Origin of the sequence: Rhodovulum sp. YNF3179, assembly GCF_050586465.1 — a bacterium.
GTDB lineage: Bacteria > Pseudomonadota > Alphaproteobacteria > Rhodobacterales > Rhodobacteraceae > CAJXYS01.
Genome location: NZ_JBOCEG010000009.1, coordinates 113,700 through 132,875 on the forward strand (window position 1 = coordinate 113,700; position 19,176 = coordinate 132,875).

The 19,176-nt window shown below is 68.1% G+C and carries 19 protein-coding genes and 2 tRNA genes; 15 read left to right on the plus strand and 6 right to left on the minus strand.

Going from position 1 to position 19,176, the window contains the following annotated elements:
- Nucleotides 1-88: 88 nt before the first annotated feature.
- Nucleotides 89-1,231 carry an alkane 1-monooxygenase gene (locus ACQ5SP_RS15475; protein ID WP_430939304.1) on the plus strand — a complete coding sequence of 381 codons (1,143 nt, stop codon included), beginning with the start codon at nt 89-91 and terminating at the stop codon, nt 1,229-1,231.
- An 81-nt stretch (nt 1,232-1,312) separates the two neighbouring features.
- On the opposite strand, the gene ACQ5SP_RS15480 is transcribed toward ACQ5SP_RS15475, so the two are convergent.
- From ACQ5SP_RS15480 to ACQ5SP_RS15490, 3 genes are all read right to left on the minus strand, one after another.
- Entirely contained in the window at nt 1,313-2,431 is a 1,119-nt protein-coding gene (locus ACQ5SP_RS15480; protein WP_430939305.1) for a site-specific DNA-methyltransferase, read from the minus strand.
- Between the two features lie 83 nt (nt 2,432-2,514).
- Complete coding sequence (locus tag ACQ5SP_RS15485) at nt 2,515-3,147, minus strand: ribonuclease HII (RefSeq protein WP_430939306.1); 633 nt, start codon at nt 3,145-3,147, stop codon at nt 2,515-2,517.
- Between the two features lie 76 nt (nt 3,148-3,223).
- A complete protein-coding gene (locus tag ACQ5SP_RS15490; RefSeq protein WP_430939307.1) occupies nt 3,224-3,667 on the minus strand; it encodes a hypothetical protein in 444 nt (147 codons plus the stop codon).
- Nucleotides 3,668-3,836: 169 nt separating this feature from the next.
- Here ACQ5SP_RS15490 and ACQ5SP_RS15495 point away from each other — a divergent pair, with 169 nt between their 5' ends.
- The gene (locus ACQ5SP_RS15495) at nt 3,837-4,133 is read left to right on the plus strand and encodes a hypothetical protein (protein ID WP_430939308.1); all 297 of its coding nucleotides are present in this window, start codon (nt 3,837-3,839) and stop codon (nt 4,131-4,133) included.
- A gap of 72 nt (nt 4,134-4,205) precedes the next feature.
- Nucleotides 4,206-4,907 (plus strand): winged helix-turn-helix domain-containing protein, encoded by a 702-nt coding sequence (locus tag ACQ5SP_RS15500; protein WP_430939351.1) that lies wholly within the window; start codon nt 4,206-4,208, stop codon nt 4,905-4,907.
- An 8-nt stretch (nt 4,908-4,915) separates the two neighbouring features.
- Here ACQ5SP_RS15500 and ACQ5SP_RS15505 read toward each other — a convergent pair.
- Nucleotides 4,916-4,991: transfer RNA gene (locus ACQ5SP_RS15505), tRNA-Arg, on the minus strand.
- A gap of 237 nt (nt 4,992-5,228) precedes the next feature.
- Here ACQ5SP_RS15505 and ACQ5SP_RS15510 point away from each other — a divergent pair.
- The 5 genes from ACQ5SP_RS15510 to ACQ5SP_RS15530 all read left to right on the plus strand — a co-directional run bounded on the left by ACQ5SP_RS15510 (nt 5,229) and on the right by ACQ5SP_RS15530 (nt 10,696).
- Nucleotides 5,229-6,266 (plus strand): LacI family DNA-binding transcriptional regulator, encoded by a 1,038-nt coding sequence (locus ACQ5SP_RS15510; protein ID WP_430939309.1) that lies wholly within the window; start codon nt 5,229-5,231, stop codon nt 6,264-6,266.
- A 72-nt stretch (nt 6,267-6,338) separates the two neighbouring features.
- Nucleotides 6,339-7,808 (plus strand): ArnT family glycosyltransferase, encoded by a 1,470-nt coding sequence (locus ACQ5SP_RS15515; RefSeq protein WP_430939310.1) that lies wholly within the window; start codon nt 6,339-6,341, stop codon nt 7,806-7,808.
- An 88-nt stretch (nt 7,809-7,896) separates the two neighbouring features.
- Entirely contained in the window at nt 7,897-8,595 is a 699-nt protein-coding gene (locus ACQ5SP_RS15520) for a class I SAM-dependent methyltransferase (protein WP_430939311.1), read from the plus strand.
- Between the two features lie 93 nt (nt 8,596-8,688).
- Nucleotides 8,689-9,483 carry an HAD-IIB family hydrolase gene (locus ACQ5SP_RS15525; RefSeq protein WP_430939312.1) on the plus strand — a complete coding sequence of 265 codons (795 nt, stop codon included), beginning with the start codon at nt 8,689-8,691 and terminating at the stop codon, nt 9,481-9,483.
- Nucleotides 9,476-10,696, plus strand: coding sequence for a glycosyl transferase (locus ACQ5SP_RS15530; RefSeq protein WP_430939313.1), 1,221 nt, complete (start codon nt 9,476-9,478; stop codon nt 10,694-10,696). Before ACQ5SP_RS15525 ends, ACQ5SP_RS15530 begins: the two co-directional genes overlap by 8 nt.
- Before the next feature lie 9 nt (nt 10,697-10,705).
- Here ACQ5SP_RS15530 and ACQ5SP_RS15535 read toward each other — a convergent pair whose 3' ends face one another.
- Nucleotides 10,706-12,451, minus strand: coding sequence for a sugar phosphorylase (locus ACQ5SP_RS15535; RefSeq protein WP_430939352.1), 1,746 nt, complete (start codon nt 12,449-12,451; stop codon nt 10,706-10,708).
- 247 nt (nt 12,452-12,698) lie between these two features.
- Nucleotides 12,699-12,774 (minus strand) — tRNA-Lys (locus ACQ5SP_RS15540).
- 133 nt (nt 12,775-12,907) lie between these two features.
- On the opposite strand from ACQ5SP_RS15540, the gene dapF reads away from it, so the two are divergent.
- The 7 genes from dapF to ACQ5SP_RS15575 all read left to right on the plus strand — a co-directional run bounded on the left by dapF (nt 12,908) and on the right by ACQ5SP_RS15575 (nt 19,120).
- Nucleotides 12,908-13,729, plus strand: a complete 822-nt coding sequence (gene dapF, locus ACQ5SP_RS15545; RefSeq protein ID WP_430939314.1) for a diaminopimelate epimerase — start codon at nt 12,908-12,910, stop codon at nt 13,727-13,729.
- Nucleotides 13,726-14,997: a tRNA (N(6)-L-threonylcarbamoyladenosine(37)-C(2))-methylthiotransferase MtaB gene (gene mtaB / locus ACQ5SP_RS15550; protein WP_430939315.1), complete on the plus strand. Its 1,272-nt coding sequence runs from the start codon at nt 13,726-13,728 to the stop codon at nt 14,995-14,997. Before dapF ends, mtaB begins: the two co-directional genes overlap by 4 nt.
- 151 nt (nt 14,998-15,148) lie before the next feature.
- A complete protein-coding gene (locus ACQ5SP_RS15555) occupies nt 15,149-15,433 on the plus strand; it encodes a hypothetical protein (RefSeq protein ID WP_430939316.1) in 285 nt (94 codons plus the stop codon).
- Entirely contained in the window at nt 15,434-16,039 is a 606-nt protein-coding gene (locus ACQ5SP_RS15560) for a glutathione S-transferase family protein (protein ID WP_430939317.1), read from the plus strand.
- A gap of 345 nt (nt 16,040-16,384) precedes the next feature.
- A complete protein-coding gene (gene petA / locus ACQ5SP_RS15565; protein ID WP_430939318.1) occupies nt 16,385-16,948 on the plus strand; it encodes a ubiquinol-cytochrome c reductase iron-sulfur subunit in 564 nt (187 codons plus the stop codon).
- Between the two features lie 11 nt (nt 16,949-16,959).
- Nucleotides 16,960-18,303, plus strand: a complete 1,344-nt coding sequence (gene petB / locus ACQ5SP_RS15570) for a cytochrome b (RefSeq protein WP_430939319.1) — start codon at nt 16,960-16,962, stop codon at nt 18,301-18,303.
- Between the two features lie 19 nt (nt 18,304-18,322).
- Nucleotides 18,323-19,120, plus strand: coding sequence for a cytochrome c1 (locus tag ACQ5SP_RS15575; RefSeq protein ID WP_430939320.1), 798 nt, complete (start codon nt 18,323-18,325; stop codon nt 19,118-19,120).
- The last annotated feature ends 56 nt before the right edge of the window (nt 19,121-19,176 follow it).

Consider the following 19,176-nt stretch of genomic DNA (forward strand, 5'->3'; position numbering starts at 1 on the left):
GCGGCCGCACATGATGATTGCCGCCGCATTCGCTTGTGCATAACCTTCCGCCGATAGGGTGCGCGCGTAACGAGTATCGGAGGTGGCGATGATCCCGTCGCAGGATGTCATGCGGCTGAAATCCGCCCTGCCTTTCTGGGTTTCCCTGCTGGCTCTGCCGCTCTGGCTCCTCGGTGCCTGGTTCGGCGGCTGGGTGCTTTTCCTGTTGCCCCTCCATGCCTGGACGCTTGTTGCGCTGCTCGACATGGTGGCCGGCGTCAATCGCGAGAACGCCGATACCGAAACGCCAGACGCGGATCTTTTCTGGTACCGGCTCGTTACGCTCGTCTGGGTCCCGATCGAGGCGGTGGCGATTTTCGGGTCGATCTGGTGGGTCGGCACGACCGACAACCTGTCCTGGTGGGAGGCGCTGATCCTTTTCTTCGGGGTGGGGGTCATGTCCGGATCGGTGGGCATCACCTATGCCCACGAACTTCTGCACCAGCCAAGCCGGCTGGAGCGGTGGCTTGGCGACCTGCTCCTGGCGCTTGTCTGCTACAGCCATTTCCGGTCCGAACACCTGCTGGTTCACCACCCCTGGGTCGGCACGGTGCGCGATGCCGTAACGGCCCGCTACAACGAGGGTTTCCATCGCTTCTTCCCCCGGGTGCTCAGCGAGTCCCCGGGCTCGGCCTTCCGGGCCGAAAGCGCGCGGCTGGCGCGGCGCGGCCTGCCCTGGTGGAGCCGGCGCAATCCCTTCTGGCGTTACGGCGCACTGCAACTCGGCGCCCTGGCGCTGGCTGGGGCGATCGGCGGATGGGCCGGGGTCGCGCTTTTCCTGTGGCAGGCCTTCGTGGCGATCTGGCAGCTGGAACTGACCAACTACGTCGAACACTACGGGCTGACGCGCAAGCATCTCGGCGAGGGACGGTACGAACATGTCAGACCGCATCATAGCTGGAACGCGGCGCACCGGGTCTCCAACTGGCTGCTGATCAACCTGCAGCGCCATTCCGATCATCACACCCGTCCCGACCGCCGCTTCCCGCTGCTGCAGACCTATTCCGCGGACAAGGCGCCGCAGTTGCCGCTGGGTTACCCGGCGATGGCCGCCCTGGCGATGGTGCCGCCGCTTTGGCGGCGGGCGATGAACCCGCGGGTGCGCCGCTGGCGCCGGCAGTTCTACCCCGAGATCGCCGACTGGACCCCCTACGATACCGGCCGCCTGCCCCTGCCGCGCGGCGCGCCATGAAAAAAATGCCCCGCCTGTCGGACAGGCGGGGCAGTCGGGTGCCAGTCAGGCCACAGGCACCGGCGGTATTCGTGTCGGGGATCAGCCCGCGGGCTTGTCGGCCATCTCGGCGCGGATCTGCTGGCGCAGCACGTCGATCGGCACGGTCTTGCCGTCGCGGCGGAAACACCAGTAGGTCCAGCCGTTGCAGCTTGGCGCGCCCTCGAGCGCGGCGCCGACCTGGTGGATCGAGCCCTTGATGTCATCTGCCACGAGGGTGCCGTCGGCCCGCACCTTCGCGGCGCGCTTGCCGTTCATGCTGGTCAGCACCTCGCCGGGGCGCAGCATGCCGCGCTCGACCAGCTGGCCGAAGGGCACGCGCGGCTCGGCCCGCTTCGAGGTGGTGACCTCGACATAGGCGCTGTCGTATTTCCGCGCGGCGTCGATGCGCCTGGCGGCGACCTTGCGATAGGCGTCCTCGCGTTCGATGCCGATGAAGTCCCGGCCGAGCTTCTTGGCCACGGCCCCGGTCGTGCCCGTGCCGAAGAAGGGATCCAGCACCACGTCGCCGGGATTGGTCGTGGCGACCAGAACCCGGTGCAGCAGGCTCTCGGGTTTCTGGGTGGGGTGGGCCTTCTCGCCGGCCTCCGTCTTGAGCCGCTCGTGCCCGTTGCAGATCGGCAGAACCCAGTCCGACCGCATCTGCACGCCCTCGTTCAGGGCCTTCAGCGCCTCGTAGTTGAAGGTGTATTTCGAGGCGTCGGACTTGGCCGCCCAGATCATCGTTTCATGGGCGTTGGTCAGACGCTTGCCGCGGAAATTGGGCATCGGGTTCGACTTGCGCCAGACCACGTCGTTGAGGATCCAGTAGCCCGTGTCCTGCAGCGCGGCACCGACACGGAAGATGTTGTGGTAGCTGCCGATCACCCAGATCGCGCCGCCCGGCTTCAGGATCCGCCGCGCGGCGGCAAGCCAGGCGCGCGTGAAATCGTCATATGTCTGGAAGCTGGCGAAACGGTCCCAGGCGTCGTCCACCGCGTCGACGCGGCTGTTGTCGGGGCGGTGCAGCTCGCCGCGCAGCTGCAGGTTATAGGGCGGATCGGCGAAGATCAGGTCGACGGACTCTTCCGGCAGACCCTGCATGATCTCGATGCAGTCGCCGGCCAATATTTCGTTCCGCGGGAGCGCGGCCGCCCCCGTATTCTGTTCGCGTATCGCCATCTCTGCCCCTTCGTCCGCATCCGCGGTTCTTGTTGTGGACAAAGATGAGTCAAAGCCGATTCGCGGTCAATTTCTTTTTTGAATCAAGGGGTTACAATTTTGCCTTGATACAATATATTGTATACCGGCTTGAACGAACGCCTATGGTGTGGGGTCGCCCCTAGACGTTGAAGCGCCTCGAGATGCTGGCGGGAGCCGTAGCCGGCATTGGTCTCCCAGCCGTAGCCGGGAAACTGTTGCGCCAAATCCACCATGATCCGGTCGCGGGCCGTCTTGGCCACGATCGACGCCGCCGCGATGGAAAAACAGAGGCTGTCGCCCCTGATCACCGCCTCGGCCGGGCAGGGCAGCGCATCGGGCACGCGGTTGCCGTCGATCAGCAGGTGATCGGCCGCCCGCGGCAGGGCGGCCACCGCCCGCCGCATCGCGAGATGCGCGGCCTGCAGGATGTTGAGCCGGTCGATTTCCGCGACGCTGGCATGGGCGACGGCGATTTCGGCGCAGTCGGCCAGCAGCGCGGCCAGTTCCGCACGCCGCCCCGGCCGGAGCAGCTTGGAATCCTTCAGCCCGTCCGGCACGCAGGCGGGATCGAGGATGACCGCCGCCGCGGTGACCGGCCCGGCCAGCGGGCCGCGCCCGACCTCGTCCACGCCGGCAACGCGCAGGCAGCCGCGCTGTCGCGCGGCCGCTTCGAAACTGTCGTCGGGCCCGTCCATGCCCGAGAGAGTCCCCGACCCGCCCCCGGTGTGCAAGGCGAAACGGGCCGCCCGCGCGCCGGGCGCGGCCGGCGGCTCAGAAGCCGTGACGCCGCAGGCAGCGCTGGGCGTAGTAGGATTCCCAGCCGTGGCGGGTCCAGCGCTTGCGCTGGCAGGTACGGGGATAGCGGTCCGCGTGGCGGTCGCGGCCGCGGTAGCCGGCGCGGTCCCGGTGGCGATCCTGGCGCTTCAGGCACTTGCGGTCATAATAGCTGACCCATTCGCCGTGACGGCGGATCTGGCGCAGGCACTGGCGATCGCCGCCCCCGTGATGCCTGGCCTTCCGGGCGGGCTTCTTGGCCTTGTCCCGGCGGTCGTCCTTGGCCTGCTCGATGGCCTTGCCGATGATGAAGATGGTCGCAACCCCGGCGAGCGCCTTGGCGATGTCCTCGCCGTCGGCACGCGCCGGTGCCGCCGTCGCGGTCAGCCCGGCCAGCGCCACGGCGCCCGCGGCCAGTGCAAGTGTGATCTGTCTGAGCATGGTTTCGATCCTTTCCTGTGACGGCGCGCCCCGCGGCGCGACATGTCGATGGACCGAGGCTGGGCCGGGTCGCGGAAGACAGGCAATATCACCGCGCTGCTATCGGATAGCGACGGTGCAAGGAGGCGGTGATATTGAATAACCGCGCCGCAAACGGCACTCTCGCGGCATGAACGCAGGTCTTCTCCGCAGTCTTGCCCTTGTCGGGCTGATCCTGGCGCCGCTGCCGGCGGCGGCCGATTGCTATGCCGACTACAAGGCCAAGAAGGACGATCCGCTCCGGCTTCATTACGGGGTGATCGCCCTGCCCGACGCGGCCTGCGCCGACCGTGCGGCCGCGGCCGAGGCGGTGGCGGGCCGGATCGCGGGCGACGGCTGGACGCTGCTGTCGGTGGTTTCCCTCTTCGGCGAGGAGGGGCTCGCCGAGCGCCGCGCGGAAGCCGGCGGGAACTTCCTCAGGTACTAGGCCGGAGCGCGCATCCTTGACGCGCCTTCCGGCCGCGGGGAGAAGGAACAGAGGAGGAGCCGCCGCGTGAGCATGCCGGAAAACCAGCCCAGACGTTCCCGCCCGCAGGCGGGCAGCCGGCTGGTTCTGGCCGGGATCGCGGCCATCGTCGCCATTCTCGGCCTGGCGGCGCTGGCGCTCTTCCTGAACCTGCCCGATGCGAATGCGTTCAACGCCCGGGTCGAACGGCTCTTCGTCGAGAATGCCGACCTGACCTCCAATGCCGAGATCAAGCTTCTCGAGATCCTCGCGCAATCGGGCACCGCGTTTTCCGACACCCTGGCCAGCTACCGTTTCGTGATCTTCGTGCTGCTGGTCTTCGCCACCGCCCTGCTCGTGGCGGCGCTGGTGTTCCTGGTGACCATCATCGGGCTGAACCGCCGCATGTCCGAGATCGAGCGCGCGGGCATCCAGATCAACAGCCTGCTGGTCAGCCGCGACGAGCGGAAGGTCTATCTCAACAACATGGAATTCGACCTGACCGGCGCCAATTGCGAGACGCTGGCCGTGCTCTGCGAGGCGCGCATGGACGACGACGTTCTCTCGGGCGCCGAGATCGAGGCGATGATCTCGGGCCGCACCGCCGAGGATTGCGAGGAAGCGTCCGGCGCGACCCGGATCAAGCGGCTCCGCGACCAGCTGGGCAACCAGATCGTGACGGAGCTGCTGATCCGCCACATCAGCCGAAAGGGTTACATGCTGGCGATCGAGAAGGACGTCATCCGCATGCTCTGACGGGGCTCTGGCGACCCCGGGAGGATTCGAACCTCCGACCTACCGCTTAGGAGGCGGTTGCTCTATCCACTGAGCTACGGGGCCACGCGCCTCTTTCATGCGGGTTTTGACCCGGTTTCGCAAGATGTCGAGCGGTCGGAAAGAGTTGGGGGGAGCGAAATTGGCCCACCGCTCCCCCCGGTATTCCAGGAACGTCAGTAAGAGAGCTTGCAGGACGCCCGGAATGCTTTTGTTAGCGCAAACAATAGCGGCCGTCCGGGGCATATACAAGGGTTTCTTTTACCGCTAACACTTGGGGTCAGGGTATCGAAAGGGCCGGGTTTGACGGAAGACGGGAAGGTGCATCTGACGCTTCGCGACGTGTCGGAAGCCTCCGGTGTCAGCGAGATGACGGTATCGCGGGTGCTGCGGAACAAGGGCGACGTGTCCGCCCGCACCCGCGAGAAGGTGCTCGCCGCCGCGCGCAGCCTGGGCTACGTGCCGAACAAGATCGCGGGCGCGCTGGCCTCGAACAGGGTAAACCTGGTGGGCGTGATCATCCCGTCGCTGTCGAACATGGTCTTCCCGGAGGTTCTGACAGGGATCTCCCGGGTGCTGGACGAAACCGTGCTGCAGCCGGTCTTCGGCGCCACGCATTACGCGCCCGAGACCGAGGAAAAGGTAATCTACGAGATGCTGTCCTGGCGGCCCTCCGGGCTGATCGTGGCCGGGCTCGAGCACAACGACGCGGCGCGCGCGATGATGCGCAACGCGGCGATCCCGGTGGTGGAGATCATGGATGTGGACGGCGCGGCGGTCGACGCCAATGTCGGCATTTCCCACCACCGCGCGGGTCGCGATATGGCGCGCGAGATCACGCGCCGCGGCTATCGCCGGATCGCCTTTCTCGGCAGCAAGATGCCCGACGACCACCGGGCACGGAAGCGGCTCGAAGGGTTCGAGCAGGGCCTGTCCGAGGCCGGTCTCGCCCTTGCCGCGACGGAATTCTACTCGGGGGGATCCAGCCTTCGGAAGGGCCGCGAAATGGCGGCTGCCGCGCTGGCCCGCGAGCCGGATCTCGACTTTCTCTACTTCTCGAACGACCTGATCGGCGCCGGGGGGCTGTTGCATTGCCTCGAGGCCGGGATCGACGTGCCGAACCGGGTCGGCCTGGCCGGGTTCAACGGGGTCGACCTGCTGGACGGCCTGCCGATGCACCTGACGACCATGGACGCCTGCCGCATGGAGATCGGCGTCAAGGCCGCCGAGATCGTCGCGGGCCGCGCGCTGGACGGGCGGACCGACCTGCCGGCCCGCATCGAGCTGGACCCGAAGCTGATCCGCGGCGAGACCCTGCGCCCCGCACCGGATCGGGCTTGATCGCCGCCGCCCGGACGGTGTAGCGGCTTCACGGAGCCCCGCGCCGGGGCGCGACAAGTCAGGACAGTTCCAATGCAGACCGCCCAGGATCGCGACAGACGGGCCATCAGCCTCGCCATTCTCGGCGTGCTTGCCATCACCGCGGTCCGGATCGCGCTCCAGGCCCTGAACGCCACCGATCTCTTCGTCGACGAGTCCCAGTACTGGCTCTGGGGGCAAAGCTTCGATTTCGGCTATTACTCGAAGCCGCCCATGATTGCCTGGGTGATCCGCCTGGCCACCGAGATCGGCGGCAGCGACGCGCCGTTCTGGGTCCGGGTGCCGGGGCCGGTCTTTCACGCGGCCACCGGGCTCATCCTGATGGCGGTCGCGCGCCGGCTGCATGGCGACCGCGTGGGCGCGGTCACGGCGCTGGCCTATGTGACCCTGCCCCTGGCGACGGCGGGCAGCCTGGTGATCTCGACGGACACGATGCTGTTCCCGTTCTTCGCCGGCGCGCTTTTCTTCTGGGTGCGCCTTCTCGACCGGCCCGCGGCCCGCGACGCGGTGCTGGGCGGGCTTTGCCTCGGGCTTGGCTTCCTGTCGAAATACGCCGCGATCTACTTCCTCATCTCCGCCGCGCTCGCGGCGGCGCTGCACCGCGAGTGGCGGCCGGGATGGGGCATGGCCGCGCTCTTCGGGGCGGGGTTCCTCGTGGCGGCGGCGCCGAACCTGATCTGGAACATCGCCACGGGGGGCAGCACGGTCTCGCATACGCTCGACAATGCCGACTGGGTGCGCGACCCGGCGGAACGGGCCGGGCTGAACCTGCCGGGGCTGGCGGAGTTCGTTGCGGCGCAGTTCCTCTTCTTCGGCCCGGTCGTCATGGGCGCGCTGCTCTGGTCGGCATGGCGCTGGGGGCGCGGACGCGCCGGCCGCTGGGAGGCGCTGATGCTGGTCTTCGCGCTGCCGGTCATCCTGATCATCTGCGGACAGGCGCTGATTTCGCGGGCCTATGCGAACTGGGCGGCGGTGGCATATCTGGGCGGCACGCTCGCGGTCGTGCCGCTGCTCTGGCACCGGGCGCGGCGCTGGCTGTGGGTGTCCTTCGCGGTGCACGGGCTGATCGCCCTGGCGCTGCCGCTGGCCAGCATCACCGCCGACCGGCTGAGCCTCGATGGTGAGAACCTGCTTCTGGCACGGGTGCTGGGCCGCGCGGCGCTGAGCGAGCGGATCATCGACACGGCGCGGGCGCAGGGCGCGGACACGGTGGTCGCGACCCACCGCGACGTGCTGGCCGATCTTTTCCATACCGGGCGGGAGAGCGGCCTGACGTTCCGCGCCATCGACCTGCCCGGTCCGGCGCGGCACCACTACGAGATGAGCTACCCCTATACCGGGGCCGAGAGCGGTCCGGTGCTGCTGGCAACCTTCGGCGAGAGGCCGCCCGGCTGCCCGTCGGCCCTGGCCGGGCGCTGGACCGTCGAGACCGGCGCCTATGCCGGGCGCATGGTGAGCCTTTACACCGTCGCGCCGAATTGTGCGGACCTGCTGCCGCGGTAGGCCGGGTTTCGGTCTGCCGGGGCGCCAAGTGCGACGGATATGTTGTAGCCTCGTGCGCGCCGCTCTGTGGTGCGAAACCGGAAGAGACATGATGAACCGCGACTTTCTCGATCTCGATACGGCGATCACGGCTGCGCTGGGCGATCTCGCCGGGCTTCGGGCCGTCGATCTGGGCTGCGGCGCAGGCCGCGCGGCCCGCGTGCTCGCGGCCATGGGCGCGGAGGTCACGGGGCTCGACCCGAATGCCGAGGCCGTCGCGGCGGCCCGTGCGCGGGGCGGTGCCCGCTATCTCGTGGCCCCCGCCGAGGCGACCGGCCTGCCCACGGCCGCCTTCGACCTGGCCTTTTTCGCGGAGAGCCTGCACCACGCCGACGACCGGGACGCCGCCCTGGCGGAGGCAGCCCGGATCGTCCGCCCGGGCGGCCGGATCGCGGTGCTGGAACCCGAGGCAGGGGATCCGATCCATGCCGCGGCGTGCCTCGTCGACGACGAGGCGCCGGTCTATGCCGACGCCGCGCGGGCGCTGGCGGCGCTGGTCGCTGCGGGGCGCGCATGGCGGGCGGCGCCGCTGCATTATGCCGCCAAGTACCGCGCCGCCGGTCCGCAGGCCCTGCTGGACGACATGCTGGCGGTCGATCCATGCCGGCGGCTCGATCCGGCCGACCGGCCCGCCTTCGAGGCCGCGTTTCACGCCGCGTGCCGCAGCGACGCGCAGGGCCACTACCTGCCCTACTGGCAGCGGCTGGACGTGCTCACGCTGAGGGGGGAGGCACCGCGCCGCGACTGAGCGCCCGGCGCGGCATCGCGGCGAGATGCCACAACCGCGCCCGGGACGCTGTCGGGTGTCGCCTAGGCGGCAATTGTCGGCTACCTTTCCTGCATGACTGGCGGTTCCGGCATTCTTGTCTTTTCCGATCTCGACGGCACGCTGCTCGATCACACCACCTATTCCTGGGCGCCGGCCCGCCCGGCGCTCGACCGGCTGCGCGCCTTGGGTGCGGGGCTGATCCTGGCCACCAGCAAGACGGCGGCCGAGGTCGCGCCGCTGCGCGCGGAGCTCGGGTTTCCGGACTGGCCGGCCATCGTCGAGAACGGCGGCGGCGTCCTGCCGGCCGGGAGCGAGTCGGTCGGGGCGGCGTCGGTCTATCCCGATATCCGCGCGATCCTGCGCGGGCTGCCCGGCGGTTTCCGCGGCTTCGGCGACATGACCGTCGCCGAGGTGGCCCGGATCACCGGGCTGGCGCCCGAGGCGGCGGCGCGCGCGAAACGGCGCGGCTTCAGCGAGCCGGGGCTCTGGACCGGCACCGCGGCCGCGCGAGAGGATTTCCTGGCCGCCGCGGCGCGCATCGGGCTTCACGCGCGCCGTGGCGGGCGGTTCCTGACGCTGTCCTTCGGCGGGACCAAGGCCGACCGGATGCGCGAACTGATCCGGGCGCTCGCGCCGGCGCACAGCATCGCGCTGGGCGACGCGCCGAACGACGTCGAGATGCTCCAGGCGGCCGATTACGGCGTCATCGTCGCCAACCGCGCGGCCCCGCCGCTGCCCACGCTGCCCGGCGAGGCCGACGGGCGCATCCGTCGCACGAAAAACGAAGGTCCGGAGGGGTGGGCGGCGGCCGTTTCCGCCCTGCTGGACGCGCTGTCCACGACCAGGGAGCCGATGCGCCATGGCTGATTTCCACCAGAACGGCAACATCACCACGCTGCACAACCTTCGCACCCGGAGCCTCGAGGATCTGACCTACGAACTCGTGACCTTCGCGGAGACCCGCAAGATCACGCTGATCCTGCCCTGCCTCTATTCCGAGCTGGAAGGCCCGGCGCTGCCGCACATCCTCGACGAGCTTTCGGAAGTGCCGTACCTGCACCGTATCGTGATCGGGCTCGACCGGGCGGACGAGGCGCAGTTCCGCCACGCCAGGGACTTCTTCGCGCGCCTGCCCCAGCAGCATATCGTGATCTGGAACGACAGCCCGCGGATGAAGGCGCTTGGCGCCCGCCTGGAGGAACTCGGGCTCGCGCCGCAGGAACCCGGCAAGGGCAAGAACGTCTGGGGATGCATCGGCTACCTGATCGCGCGCGCCGACAGTTCCATCATGGCGATCCATGATTGCGATATCCTGACCTATGACCGCTCCATGCTGGCCCGGCTCGTCTACCCGGTGGCGCATCCGGCCTTTTCCTACCAGATGGCCAAGGGGTTCTATCCCCGCACGGACGGCCACCAGCTGAACGGCCGGGTCACGCGGCTGCTTGTCAGCCCGCTTCTCATCGCGCTGAAGCGGGTGGTCGGCGACCGCGACTACCTCGACTACCTGCGCAGCTTCCGCTACCCGCTGTCGGGCGAGTTCGCCATGCGGACCCTGACCCTGCCGGATCTGCGCATTCCCTCGGACTGGGGTCTGGAGGTCGGCGTGCTGTCGGAAGCCTGGCGCAACCTCGCGCCGGGGTCCGTCTGCCAGGTGGAACTGGCCGATTCCTACGACCACAAGCACCAGGACCTGTCGCCCGAGGATGCCTCGCGCGGGTTGAGCCGCATGTCCACCGACATCTGCAAGGCGATCTTCCGCAAGCTGGCGGCGGACGGGACGGTCTTCACAGCCAACCTTTTCCGCACCCTCAAGGCCACCTATTACCGCGCGGCCCTCGATCTCCTGGACAGCTACTACAACGACGCCAAGATGAACGGGCTGTCGGTCGACCGCCACAAGGAAGAGAAATCGGTGGAGCTTTTCGCCGAGAACATCATCCGGGCCGGCCAGATCTTTCTGGAGAACCCGCATGAAAGCCCGTTCATCCCGACCTGGAACCGTGTCCACGCGGCAGATCCCGCGTTCCTTTCGGACCTGCTGCGCGCCGCGCTCGAGGACAGCAAGGAATACGGCTGACAACCGGCTTCAGCCGCCGTTCGCGATCCAGCGGCACTGATAGGGCGCGAAGGGAATCTCCGGCCCGGCGGCGAGGATCTCGTCCCCGGTGAGCAGGTCCACCCAGACGTCGTCCTCGATCAGGTTGATCGAGGAGGGGCTCACCAGCACGGTCTCGTCGCTGACATTGTGGATCGCGAAGATCGACTGGTCCCGGTCGAGGCTCTGGCGCCAGATGCCGAAGAGCCTGTCGTCCATGCGCAGGGTGAACTGGGTCGCGTTGGGGTGAAAGGCCGGTTGCCGGGCACGGATGCGCAGCCGTTCCGACATGCCCTTCATGACCCGCGCCTGGTCGGATCCCGGATCGGCCAGGCGGTCCAGCAGGTCCGGATAGTGCCAGCGGTGGCGGTTGATCGCCCGGTTCATCCCGCGCCGTTCGACCGCGTCGCGGTCATGCGGGGTCGCGAGGAAGGAATGGATATAGAAGGCCGGTATGCCCTCGAGCGACATGGCGATGGTCTGCGAGCAGAGGAAGCGCGCGACGTGATGCGCGTCTTCCCCCCGGAAGGTGCGCCGCATCGCGTCGAAGAGCGAGCAGTTCAGCTCGTAGGGTTCCTCGCCCCCGCCGGGCCGCGAGCGCATCGAGACGCGCCCGCCGGTCGCCTGCACGGTTTCGATCATGCGGTCCTGTTCCTGGGGCGGCAGGACGCCCTCGGCCGGGCGCATCCCGATCCCGTCATGGCTGGCGGTGAAGTTCAGATAGGTGCAGCCCAGCTGTGCGGGCGGCATCGCGGACTGCCAGCGATGAAGGTAGCGCGCCGTGCCCGACTGCATCGCATGCAGGATCAGCGGCGGCAGCGGAAAATTGTAGACCGCGTGCGCCTCGTTTCCGTTGCCGAAATAGCTGAGGTTCTCGGTGCGGGGCACGTTGGTTTCGGTCAGCAGCACGACCGTCTCGACCGCGTAATCGCAGAGCAGGCGAAGCAGCTGCACGATGGCATGGGTCTGGGGCAGGTGGATGCAGCTCGTCCCGGGTTCCTTCCAGATGAAGGCCACCGCGTCGAGCCGCAGGATACGCACCCCCTTGTCGATATGCAGGCGGATGATCCGCAGGATTTCCAGTAGGACCTCGGGGTTGGAGAAATCCAGGTCCACCTGGTCGTGGCTGAAGGTGCACCAGACGTGGCGGTCGCCCTGGCGCGTCTCGATCCTTTGCAGCACTGGCGTGGTGCGGGGGCGCACCACCTGCGAGAGATCGTCCGCGGGATCCGCCTCGTAGAAGAAGCGGTCATACGGCGCCTGGCCCTGGCGGTAGGCGGTGAACCACGGCCCCTGGCTGGAGACGTGGTTCAGCACGAGATCCGACATCAGGTGGAACTGCGCCGCGATCCGCTCGATATCCACCCAGTCGCCGAGCTGCGGGTTGACGGCGCGGTAATCCGTCACCGCGAACCCGTCATCGGAGCTGAAGGGGAAGAACGGCAGGATATGCACGCCGTTGACCACGCCCCTCATGTGCCGGGTCAGGAAATCTTCCAGCAGGTCCAGCGGTTTGTGCTGGCCGTCGCGGATCGAGTCGCCATAGGTGATCAGCACCGCGTCGCGTTCCGACCAGAGCCTGTTGCTCGGCGCGCGCGCCCGCTTGCGCCGGTGCGTGCCCTCGGGCCAGAAGGCCGCGGTGATCCGTTCGGCCAGGAGGTCCGGCGCGCCATCCGGGTATATTCGGCTGACCAGTTCGGTCAGCCGGGCCTGGAAGAGATGATCCTTGGTCGTCACGCTCAAAGCGGCTCCGGGCTGGGCGGTCTTTGCCGCAGTTGGCGACCTTTGCGCGCCGCTGTCAAACCGGCCGCCGCGACATCGCTCCACGCCGGGGGCTTTGCCCGGAGTTGCCCGGGGAATGGGCAGCCCCGCCCGCGATGCCGTGTTTTTCTAAGCGTCTTTCGCACCCGGCGCCCGCGGCAGGGCGCGAAACGGTGCCCGGTCCGGTGCGGCTGTGCGGGGCGTGAAACTGTCCGGGATCAAGTGGTGAGCCGTGCAGGATTCGAACCTGCGACCCACTGATTAAAAGTCAGTTGCTCTACCAACTGAGCTAACGGCCCACTCGAGAGCCGCTAGGTATACGGGGCGTCTGCGCCGGTCAAGGGGGATTTCCGCGGATTTTTTCAGCATGGCGCACATATGGTCAAACGCCCGGCTCATGTATATATGCCGCCTGTTCGGAAGGAGGCGCGGATGGACGGATTGCCGTTCATGAAAATGCACGGACTCGGCAATGATTTCGCCGTGATCGACCGGCGGGGCGGCGGCGCGCCCGTGACGCCGGCGCTGGCGCGTGCGCTGGGCGACCGCCATCGCGGGGTGGGCTTCGACCAGCTCGCCGTCATCGGCGACTCGGCGCAGGCGGCCGCCGCGCTCACCTTCTACAATGCCGACGGCTCAGAGTCCGGGGCCTGCGGCAACGCCACCCGCTGCGTCGCCCGGCATCTGATGCAGGAAGCCGGCCGCGACCGGCTGACGCTCGAGACGGCGCGCGGTCTGCTGGCGTGCGAAGACGCCGGCGGCGGGCTCACCCGGGTCAACATGGGACCGCCGCAGACCGGCTGGCGCGAGATCCCGCTGGCCGAGGAAATGGACACGCTGGAGCTGCCTATCGAGGGCGCCCCCGTCGCCACCGCCATGGGCAACCCGCATTGCACGTTTTTCGTCGAGGATGCCGAGGCGATCCCGCTGGCGCAGTTCGGACCGCGCTACGAGCACCATCCGCTCTTTCCCGAGCGCACCAATGTCCAGGTGGTCAGCCGGATCGGCCCCGACCGGCTGCGGCTGCGGGTCTGGGAGCGGGGCGCCGGCATCACGCTCGCCTCGGGCTCGTCGTCCTGCGCGACGGTCGTGGCGGCGGTGCGCCGCGGTCTCACGGGTCCCCGCGCGACGGTGGTGCTCGATGGCGGCGAACTGGAGATCGACTGGCGCGAGGACGGCGTCTGGATGACCGGCCCGACCGCGCATGTCTTCGACGGGGTGCTGACGCCCGCCTTCCTGGAGGGGCTTTCGTGACCGCGCCGCGCTTCACCACGCTGGGCTGCAGGCTGAACGCCTACGAGACCGAGGCGATGCGCGAGCTTTCCGGCGCGGCCGGTCTCGGCGATGCCGTCGTGGTGAACACCTGCGCGGTGACGGCGGAAGCGGTCCGCAAGGCCCGCCAGGAAATCCGCCGTCTGCGCCGCGAGAATCCGGACGCGACGCTCGTGGTCACAGGCTGTGCCGCCCAGACCGAACCCGGAACCTTCGCCGCGATGGACGAGGTCGATCACGTCATCGGCAATACCGAGAAGATGCAGCGCACCACCTGGGACCGGCTGGCGCGCGGGCCGGATTTCGTGGGTGAAACCGAGCGGGTCCAGGTGGACGACATCATGTCCGTGACCGAGACCGCCGGCCATCTCATTGACGGGTTCGGGACGCGCAGCCGCGCCTATGTCCAGGTGCAGAACGGCTGCGATCACCGCTGCACCTTCTGCATCATCCCCTATGGCCGCGGCAATTCGCGGAGCGTGCCGGCCGGGGTGGTGGTCGCGCAGATCAGGCGGCTCGTGGACAAGGGCTTCAACGAGGTGGTGCTGACCGGGGTGGACCTGACCAGCTGGGGCGCGGATCTGCCGGGCGCCCCGCGGCTGGGCGACCTGGTGATGCGGATCCTGCGTCTCGTACCCGACCTTCCACGGCTGCGCATATCGTCGATCGATTCGATCGAGGCGGACGACAACCTGATGCGGGCCGTCGCGACCGAATCCCGGCTGATGCCGCATCTGCACCTGTCCCTGCAGGCCGGCGACGACATGATCCTGAAGCGGATGAAGCGCCGCCACCTGCGTGACGACGCGATCCGCTTCTGTGCCGAGGCCCGGCGTCTGCGTCCCGACATCGTTTTCGGCGCCGACATCATCGCGGGCTTTCCGACCGAGACCGAGGCGATGTTCGAAAACTCGCTCAGGCTGGTCGAAGAATGCGGGCTGACCTGGCTGCATGTCTTTCCCTTCTCGGCCCGGCCCGGCACCCCCGCGGCGCGCATGCCGCAGCCGGACGGGGCGACGGTCAAGGCGCGTGCCGCCCGCTTGCGCGCGGCCGGTGCGGCGCGGGTCGCCGCGCATCTCGACCGACAGCAGGGGGCGCGGCACGACGTGCTGATGGAGACCCCGCGAATGGGGCGCACCCCGCAATTCACCGAGGTCCGCTTCGCGGCCGATCAGCAGGAAGGCGCGATCGTCCCGGCCCGGATCACCGGCCATGACGGGGTGCAACTGTCGGCCGTTCCGGCCGGTTGAGCGCCCTGCGGGCGCAAGCCGTCTGGCACTTCGTGCGATTCTCCGCGCTGCGCGCGGGGATATTTCCGCCACTTGGAAGCCTGGAGCCGCGCCTGTGGACAGGGCGGCCGGGGCTGCCTAGTCTCTGGTCAGGAATTCGGAGGACGAGACGATGGCCCTGCCCCTTGCCCCCATCGCCGGGGTTGCCCTGCGCTACGGAACAGTCGCCCTGGCCGCCTATGCGCTCAGCCGGCGGATACAGGTCTCGCAGACCGACCAGCGCGCCGAGGACTCGCTCGACACCCTCGCCGAGGGCCTGAGCGCCCATCGCCCGAAGGATCGCGACCAGGTGAACGGGGCGGTGCGGTTCCGCCGCGTGATCCGGCTCGGCGCGGACGGGCCGGGGGTGGAGGTCGACATGGCCGCGCTTGGACGGATCGCGATCCGGAGGGTCTGAATGGAACTCTACGACAATCCGGCCTCGCCCTTTTGCCGCAAGGTCCAGGTGGTCCTGCGCGAGACGGGGCAGCTCGACGAGGTGACGCCGCGTTTCGCGGTGGGGAGCCCGACGGCGCCGGAGCAGATGCCGGTCGCGGAGAACCCGCTCGGCAAGATCCCCGCCCTCGTGCGGCCGGGCGGTGCGACGCTTTACGACAGCCGGGTGATCTGCCGCTATCTCGATCAGCGGGCCGGGGCGGGGCTCTACCCGGAGCCGCCCGCGCTTTGGGATACGCTGGTGCTGGAAGCGACCGCCGACGGGATCATGGAGGCGGCGGTGCTCATGGTCTACGAGGCCCGCTGCCGTCCCGAGGAGATCCGCCATGCGCCCTGGGTCGCGGGCCAGTGGGAAAAGATCACCCGCGCGCTGGACGCGCTCGAGGCGCGCTGGATGGCGCATCTGCACGGGCCTTTCGGCATGGGCCAGATCGCGGTGGGCTGCGCGCTGGGATATCTCGATTTCCGCCATGGCGACCGCGACTGGCGCGGCGGGCGCGAGTCGCTCGCGGCCTGGTTCCTGAAGATCTCCGAGCGCGACAGCATGGCCGCGACCCTGCCGGCCTGACCCGCGCCGCCGCTGCCGGCCGGCCGCCTGCGGGCGCGATCCGGGCATGGGAGCGGCCGATCGCGGGAAGGCCTCGACTCCGGTCGGGCGCGGGCTATCATGTCCAGCGCAATGATCGGGATGGCGTGCGCGGGGAAGCTTGCGCGGGTCCCGGCGCGGGCCGCAAGACCGGCCCGGCCGCGGCGGCTAGGCCACAGGGTGCGACATTCTGTTCCAACTGCGCCCGATTGTCCGATAGACGCCGACGGCCCGCGGCTCTAAGTATGCGCGCGGAAAGCCTTGGGCGACCGAGGCTTGCGATCTATCATTGGCCCAAGCCTCGGGCCAGATAAGGGAGAATGCCTCGTGTCCCACGCAGAAGACAATTCGGGCACCCGCCGGGATTTCCTCTATTACGCGACCGGCGGAACGGCCGCCGTCGCGACCGGCGCGGCTGTCTGGCCGCTGATCGATCAGATGAACCCCTCGGCCGACGTGCAGGCGCTGTCCTCGATCCGGGTGGACGTGGCCGGGCTGGAACCCGGCACGCAGATCACGGTGAAATGGCTGGGCAAGCCGGTCTTTATCCGCCGCCGCACCGCCGAAGAGATCGAAGCCGCCAACCAGGTGGAGATCGACGATCTCATCGACCCGGTGGCGCGGAACGCCAATATCGACGGCGAGGTGCCGGCGACCGACGCAAACCGGGCGCTCGACGAAAGCGGCGAGTGGCTGGTGCAGATGGGTGTCTGCACCCATCTCGGCTGTGTTCCGCTCGGCGACGGGGCGGGCGAGTTCGGCGGCTGGTTCTGCCCCTGCCACGGCTCGCATTACGACACGTCGGGCCGAATCCGCAAAGGTCCCGCGCCTGAGAACCTGCCGGTTCCGGTCGCGGCGTTCGTCGACGAAACGACGATCAAACTCGGTTAAGGGAGAAACCCATGTCCGGTATCCCGCACGATCACTACGAGCCCAAGTCGGGGTTCGAGAAGTGGCTTCATCGGCGTCTGCCGATCGCGAGCCTCGCTTATGACACCCTGATGATCCCCACGCCCAAGAACCTGAACTGGATGTGGATCTGGGGCATCGTCCTGACCTTCTGCCTGGCGCTGCAGATCATCACCGGCATCGTCCTGGTGATGCACTACACGCCGCATGTCGACATGGCCTTCTCCTCGGTCGAGCACATCATGCGGAACGTGAACGGCGGCTGGGCGATCCGCTACCTGCACATGAACGGCGCGTCGCTGTTCTTCGTGGCGGTGTATCTGCACATCTTCCGCGGCCTCTATTACGGGTCCTACAAGGCCCCGCGCGAAGTGACCTGGATCATCGGCATGCTGATCTACCTGCTGATGATGGGCACGGCCTTCATGGGCTACGTGCTGCCCTGGGGCCAGATGTCGTTCTGGGGTGCCACGGTGATCACCGGGCTCTTCGGCGCGATCCCCGGCATCGGCGAGGCGATCCAGACCTGGCTGCTGGGCGGGCCGGCCGTCGGCAACGCGACGCTGAACCGCTTCCTGTCGCTGCACTACCTGCTGCCGTTCATCATCGCGGCGCTCGTCGCGGTGCATATCTGGGCCTTCCACACCACGGGCAACAACAACCCCACCGGTGTCGAGGTGCGGCGCAAGTCCAAGGCCGAGGCCGAGAAGGACACGCTGCCCTTCTGGCCCTATTTCGTGATCAAGGATCTCTTCGCGCTCGCGGTGATCCTGCTGGTCTTCTTCGCGATCGTCGGCTTCATGCCGAACTATCTCGGCCATCCCGACAACTACATCGAGGCCGATCCGCTGGTGACGCCGGCGCATATCGTGCCCGAATGGTACTTCCTGCCGTTCTACGCGATCCTGCGCGCCTTCGACGACTCGGTCTGGATCGTGCAGTTCGCCGGCTTCATCACCGGCGGCATCATCGACGCCAAGTTCTTCGGCGTGCTGGCGATGTTCGGCTCGATCCTCGTGATGGCGCTGGCGCCGTGGCTCGACACCTCGAGCGTGCGCTCGGGCCGGTACCGTCCGATGTTCAAGTGGTGGTTCTGGCTGCTGATCGTCGACTTCATGGTGCTGATGTGGGTCGGTGCGATGCCGGCCGAGGGGATCTATCCCTACATCGCCCTGATCGGGTCGGCCTACTGGTTCGGCTATTTCCTGGTCATCCTGCCGCTGCTCGGCGTGATCGAGAAACCGCTGCCGCAGCCGGCGACGATCGAGGAAGACTTCAACGCGCATTATCCGGAAAAGTCGGAGACTGCGGGCACAACGCCGACCCCGGCCGAGTGAACGAAAGGACACACACGCGATGATCAGACAGACCACGATCGCAGCGCTTGTCGCTCTCGGCCTCGGCGCGGGCCCGGCCCTGGCAGCCGGTGGCGCGGGCTACGTGAAGGATTACGACTTCTCCTTCGAGGGGCCGTTCGGCACGTTCGACCAGATGCAGCTCCAGCGCGGGCTGCAGGTCTACACGGAAATCTGCTCGGCCTGTCACGGGCTGAAGCAGCTTTACTTCCGTAACCTCGGGGATTCCGGCGGTCCAGACCTGCCGGACGACCAGGTGCGGGCGTATGCCGAGTTCTACGAGGTTCCGGACGACAGCGACGACGCCTTCCCCGGCGACATGCGCACCGCGCGGCCGTCGGACAAGTTCCCGGAAGTGACCGCCGCCGGCGCGCCGGACCTGAGCCTGATGGCCAAGGCCCGGGCCGGGTTCCACGGCCCCTATGGCCTGGGCATCAACCAGTTCCTCAAGGGGATGGGCGGTCCGGAATACATCGCCTCGCTCCTGACCGGCTACACCGGCGAGGAGAAGTTCGAGGCGGGCACCGTGCTCTACGAGAACGAGGCCTTCCCGGGTGGCTGGATCTCGATGGCGCCGCCGCTCTACGGCGACGACGTGACCTTTGCCGACGGCACCGAGGCCACGATCGAGCAGCAGGCCAAGGATCTCTCGGCCTTCCTGATGTGGACCGCCGAACCCAAGATGATGGCGCGCAAGCAGATGGGCTTCAGCTCCGTGATCCTGCTGACGCTCCTGTCGGTGCTGCTCTACCTGACGAACAAGCGGCTCTGGGCCCCGGTCAAGCGCAAGCAGGCCTGACCCGGGTTCCCGGGACGAGACGAGGGCGCGCCCGACGGGCGCGCCCTTTTCGTTTC

What these genes read in the sequence shown, in the direction of transcription:
- ACQ5SP_RS15520 (WP_430939311.1), top strand. Translation starts at nt 7,897, where the DNA reads ATGATGAACCGCGACTTTCTCGATCTCGATACGGCGATCACGGCTGCG.
- ACQ5SP_RS15530 (WP_430939313.1), top strand. Translation starts at nt 9,476, where the DNA reads ATGGCTGATTTCCACCAGAACGGCAACATCACCACGCTGCACAACCTT.
- ACQ5SP_RS15515 (WP_430939310.1), top strand. Translation starts at nt 6,339, where the DNA reads ATGCAGACCGCCCAGGATCGCGACAGACGGGCCATCAGCCTCGCCATT.
- ACQ5SP_RS15555 (WP_430939316.1), top strand. Translation starts at nt 15,149, where the DNA reads ATGGCCCTGCCCCTTGCCCCCATCGCCGGGGTTGCCCTGCGCTACGGA.
- ACQ5SP_RS15500 (WP_430939351.1), top strand. Translation starts at nt 4,206, where the DNA reads ATGCCGGAAAACCAGCCCAGACGTTCCCGCCCGCAGGCGGGCAGCCGG.
- dapF (WP_430939314.1), top strand. Translation starts at nt 12,908, where the DNA reads ATGGACGGATTGCCGTTCATGAAAATGCACGGACTCGGCAATGATTTC.
- ACQ5SP_RS15490 (WP_430939307.1), bottom strand. Translation starts at nt 3,667, where the DNA reads ATGCTCAGACAGATCACACTTGCACTGGCCGCGGGCGCCGTGGCGCTG.
- ACQ5SP_RS15525 (WP_430939312.1), top strand. Translation starts at nt 8,689, where the DNA reads ATGACTGGCGGTTCCGGCATTCTTGTCTTTTCCGATCTCGACGGCACG.
- ACQ5SP_RS15485 (WP_430939306.1), bottom strand. Translation starts at nt 3,147, where the DNA reads ATGGACGGGCCCGACGACAGTTTCGAAGCGGCCGCGCGACAGCGCGGC.
- ACQ5SP_RS15495 (WP_430939308.1), top strand. Translation starts at nt 3,837, where the DNA reads ATGAACGCAGGTCTTCTCCGCAGTCTTGCCCTTGTCGGGCTGATCCTG.
- ACQ5SP_RS15575 (WP_430939320.1), top strand. Translation starts at nt 18,323, where the DNA reads ATGATCAGACAGACCACGATCGCAGCGCTTGTCGCTCTCGGCCTCGGC.
- ACQ5SP_RS15475 (WP_430939304.1), top strand. Translation starts at nt 89, where the DNA reads ATGATCCCGTCGCAGGATGTCATGCGGCTGAAATCCGCCCTGCCTTTC.
- petB (WP_430939319.1), top strand. Translation starts at nt 16,960, where the DNA reads ATGTCCGGTATCCCGCACGATCACTACGAGCCCAAGTCGGGGTTCGAG.
- ACQ5SP_RS15560 (WP_430939317.1), top strand. Translation starts at nt 15,434, where the DNA reads ATGGAACTCTACGACAATCCGGCCTCGCCCTTTTGCCGCAAGGTCCAG.
- ACQ5SP_RS15480 (WP_430939305.1), bottom strand. Translation starts at nt 2,431, where the DNA reads ATGGCGATACGCGAACAGAATACGGGGGCGGCCGCGCTCCCGCGGAAC.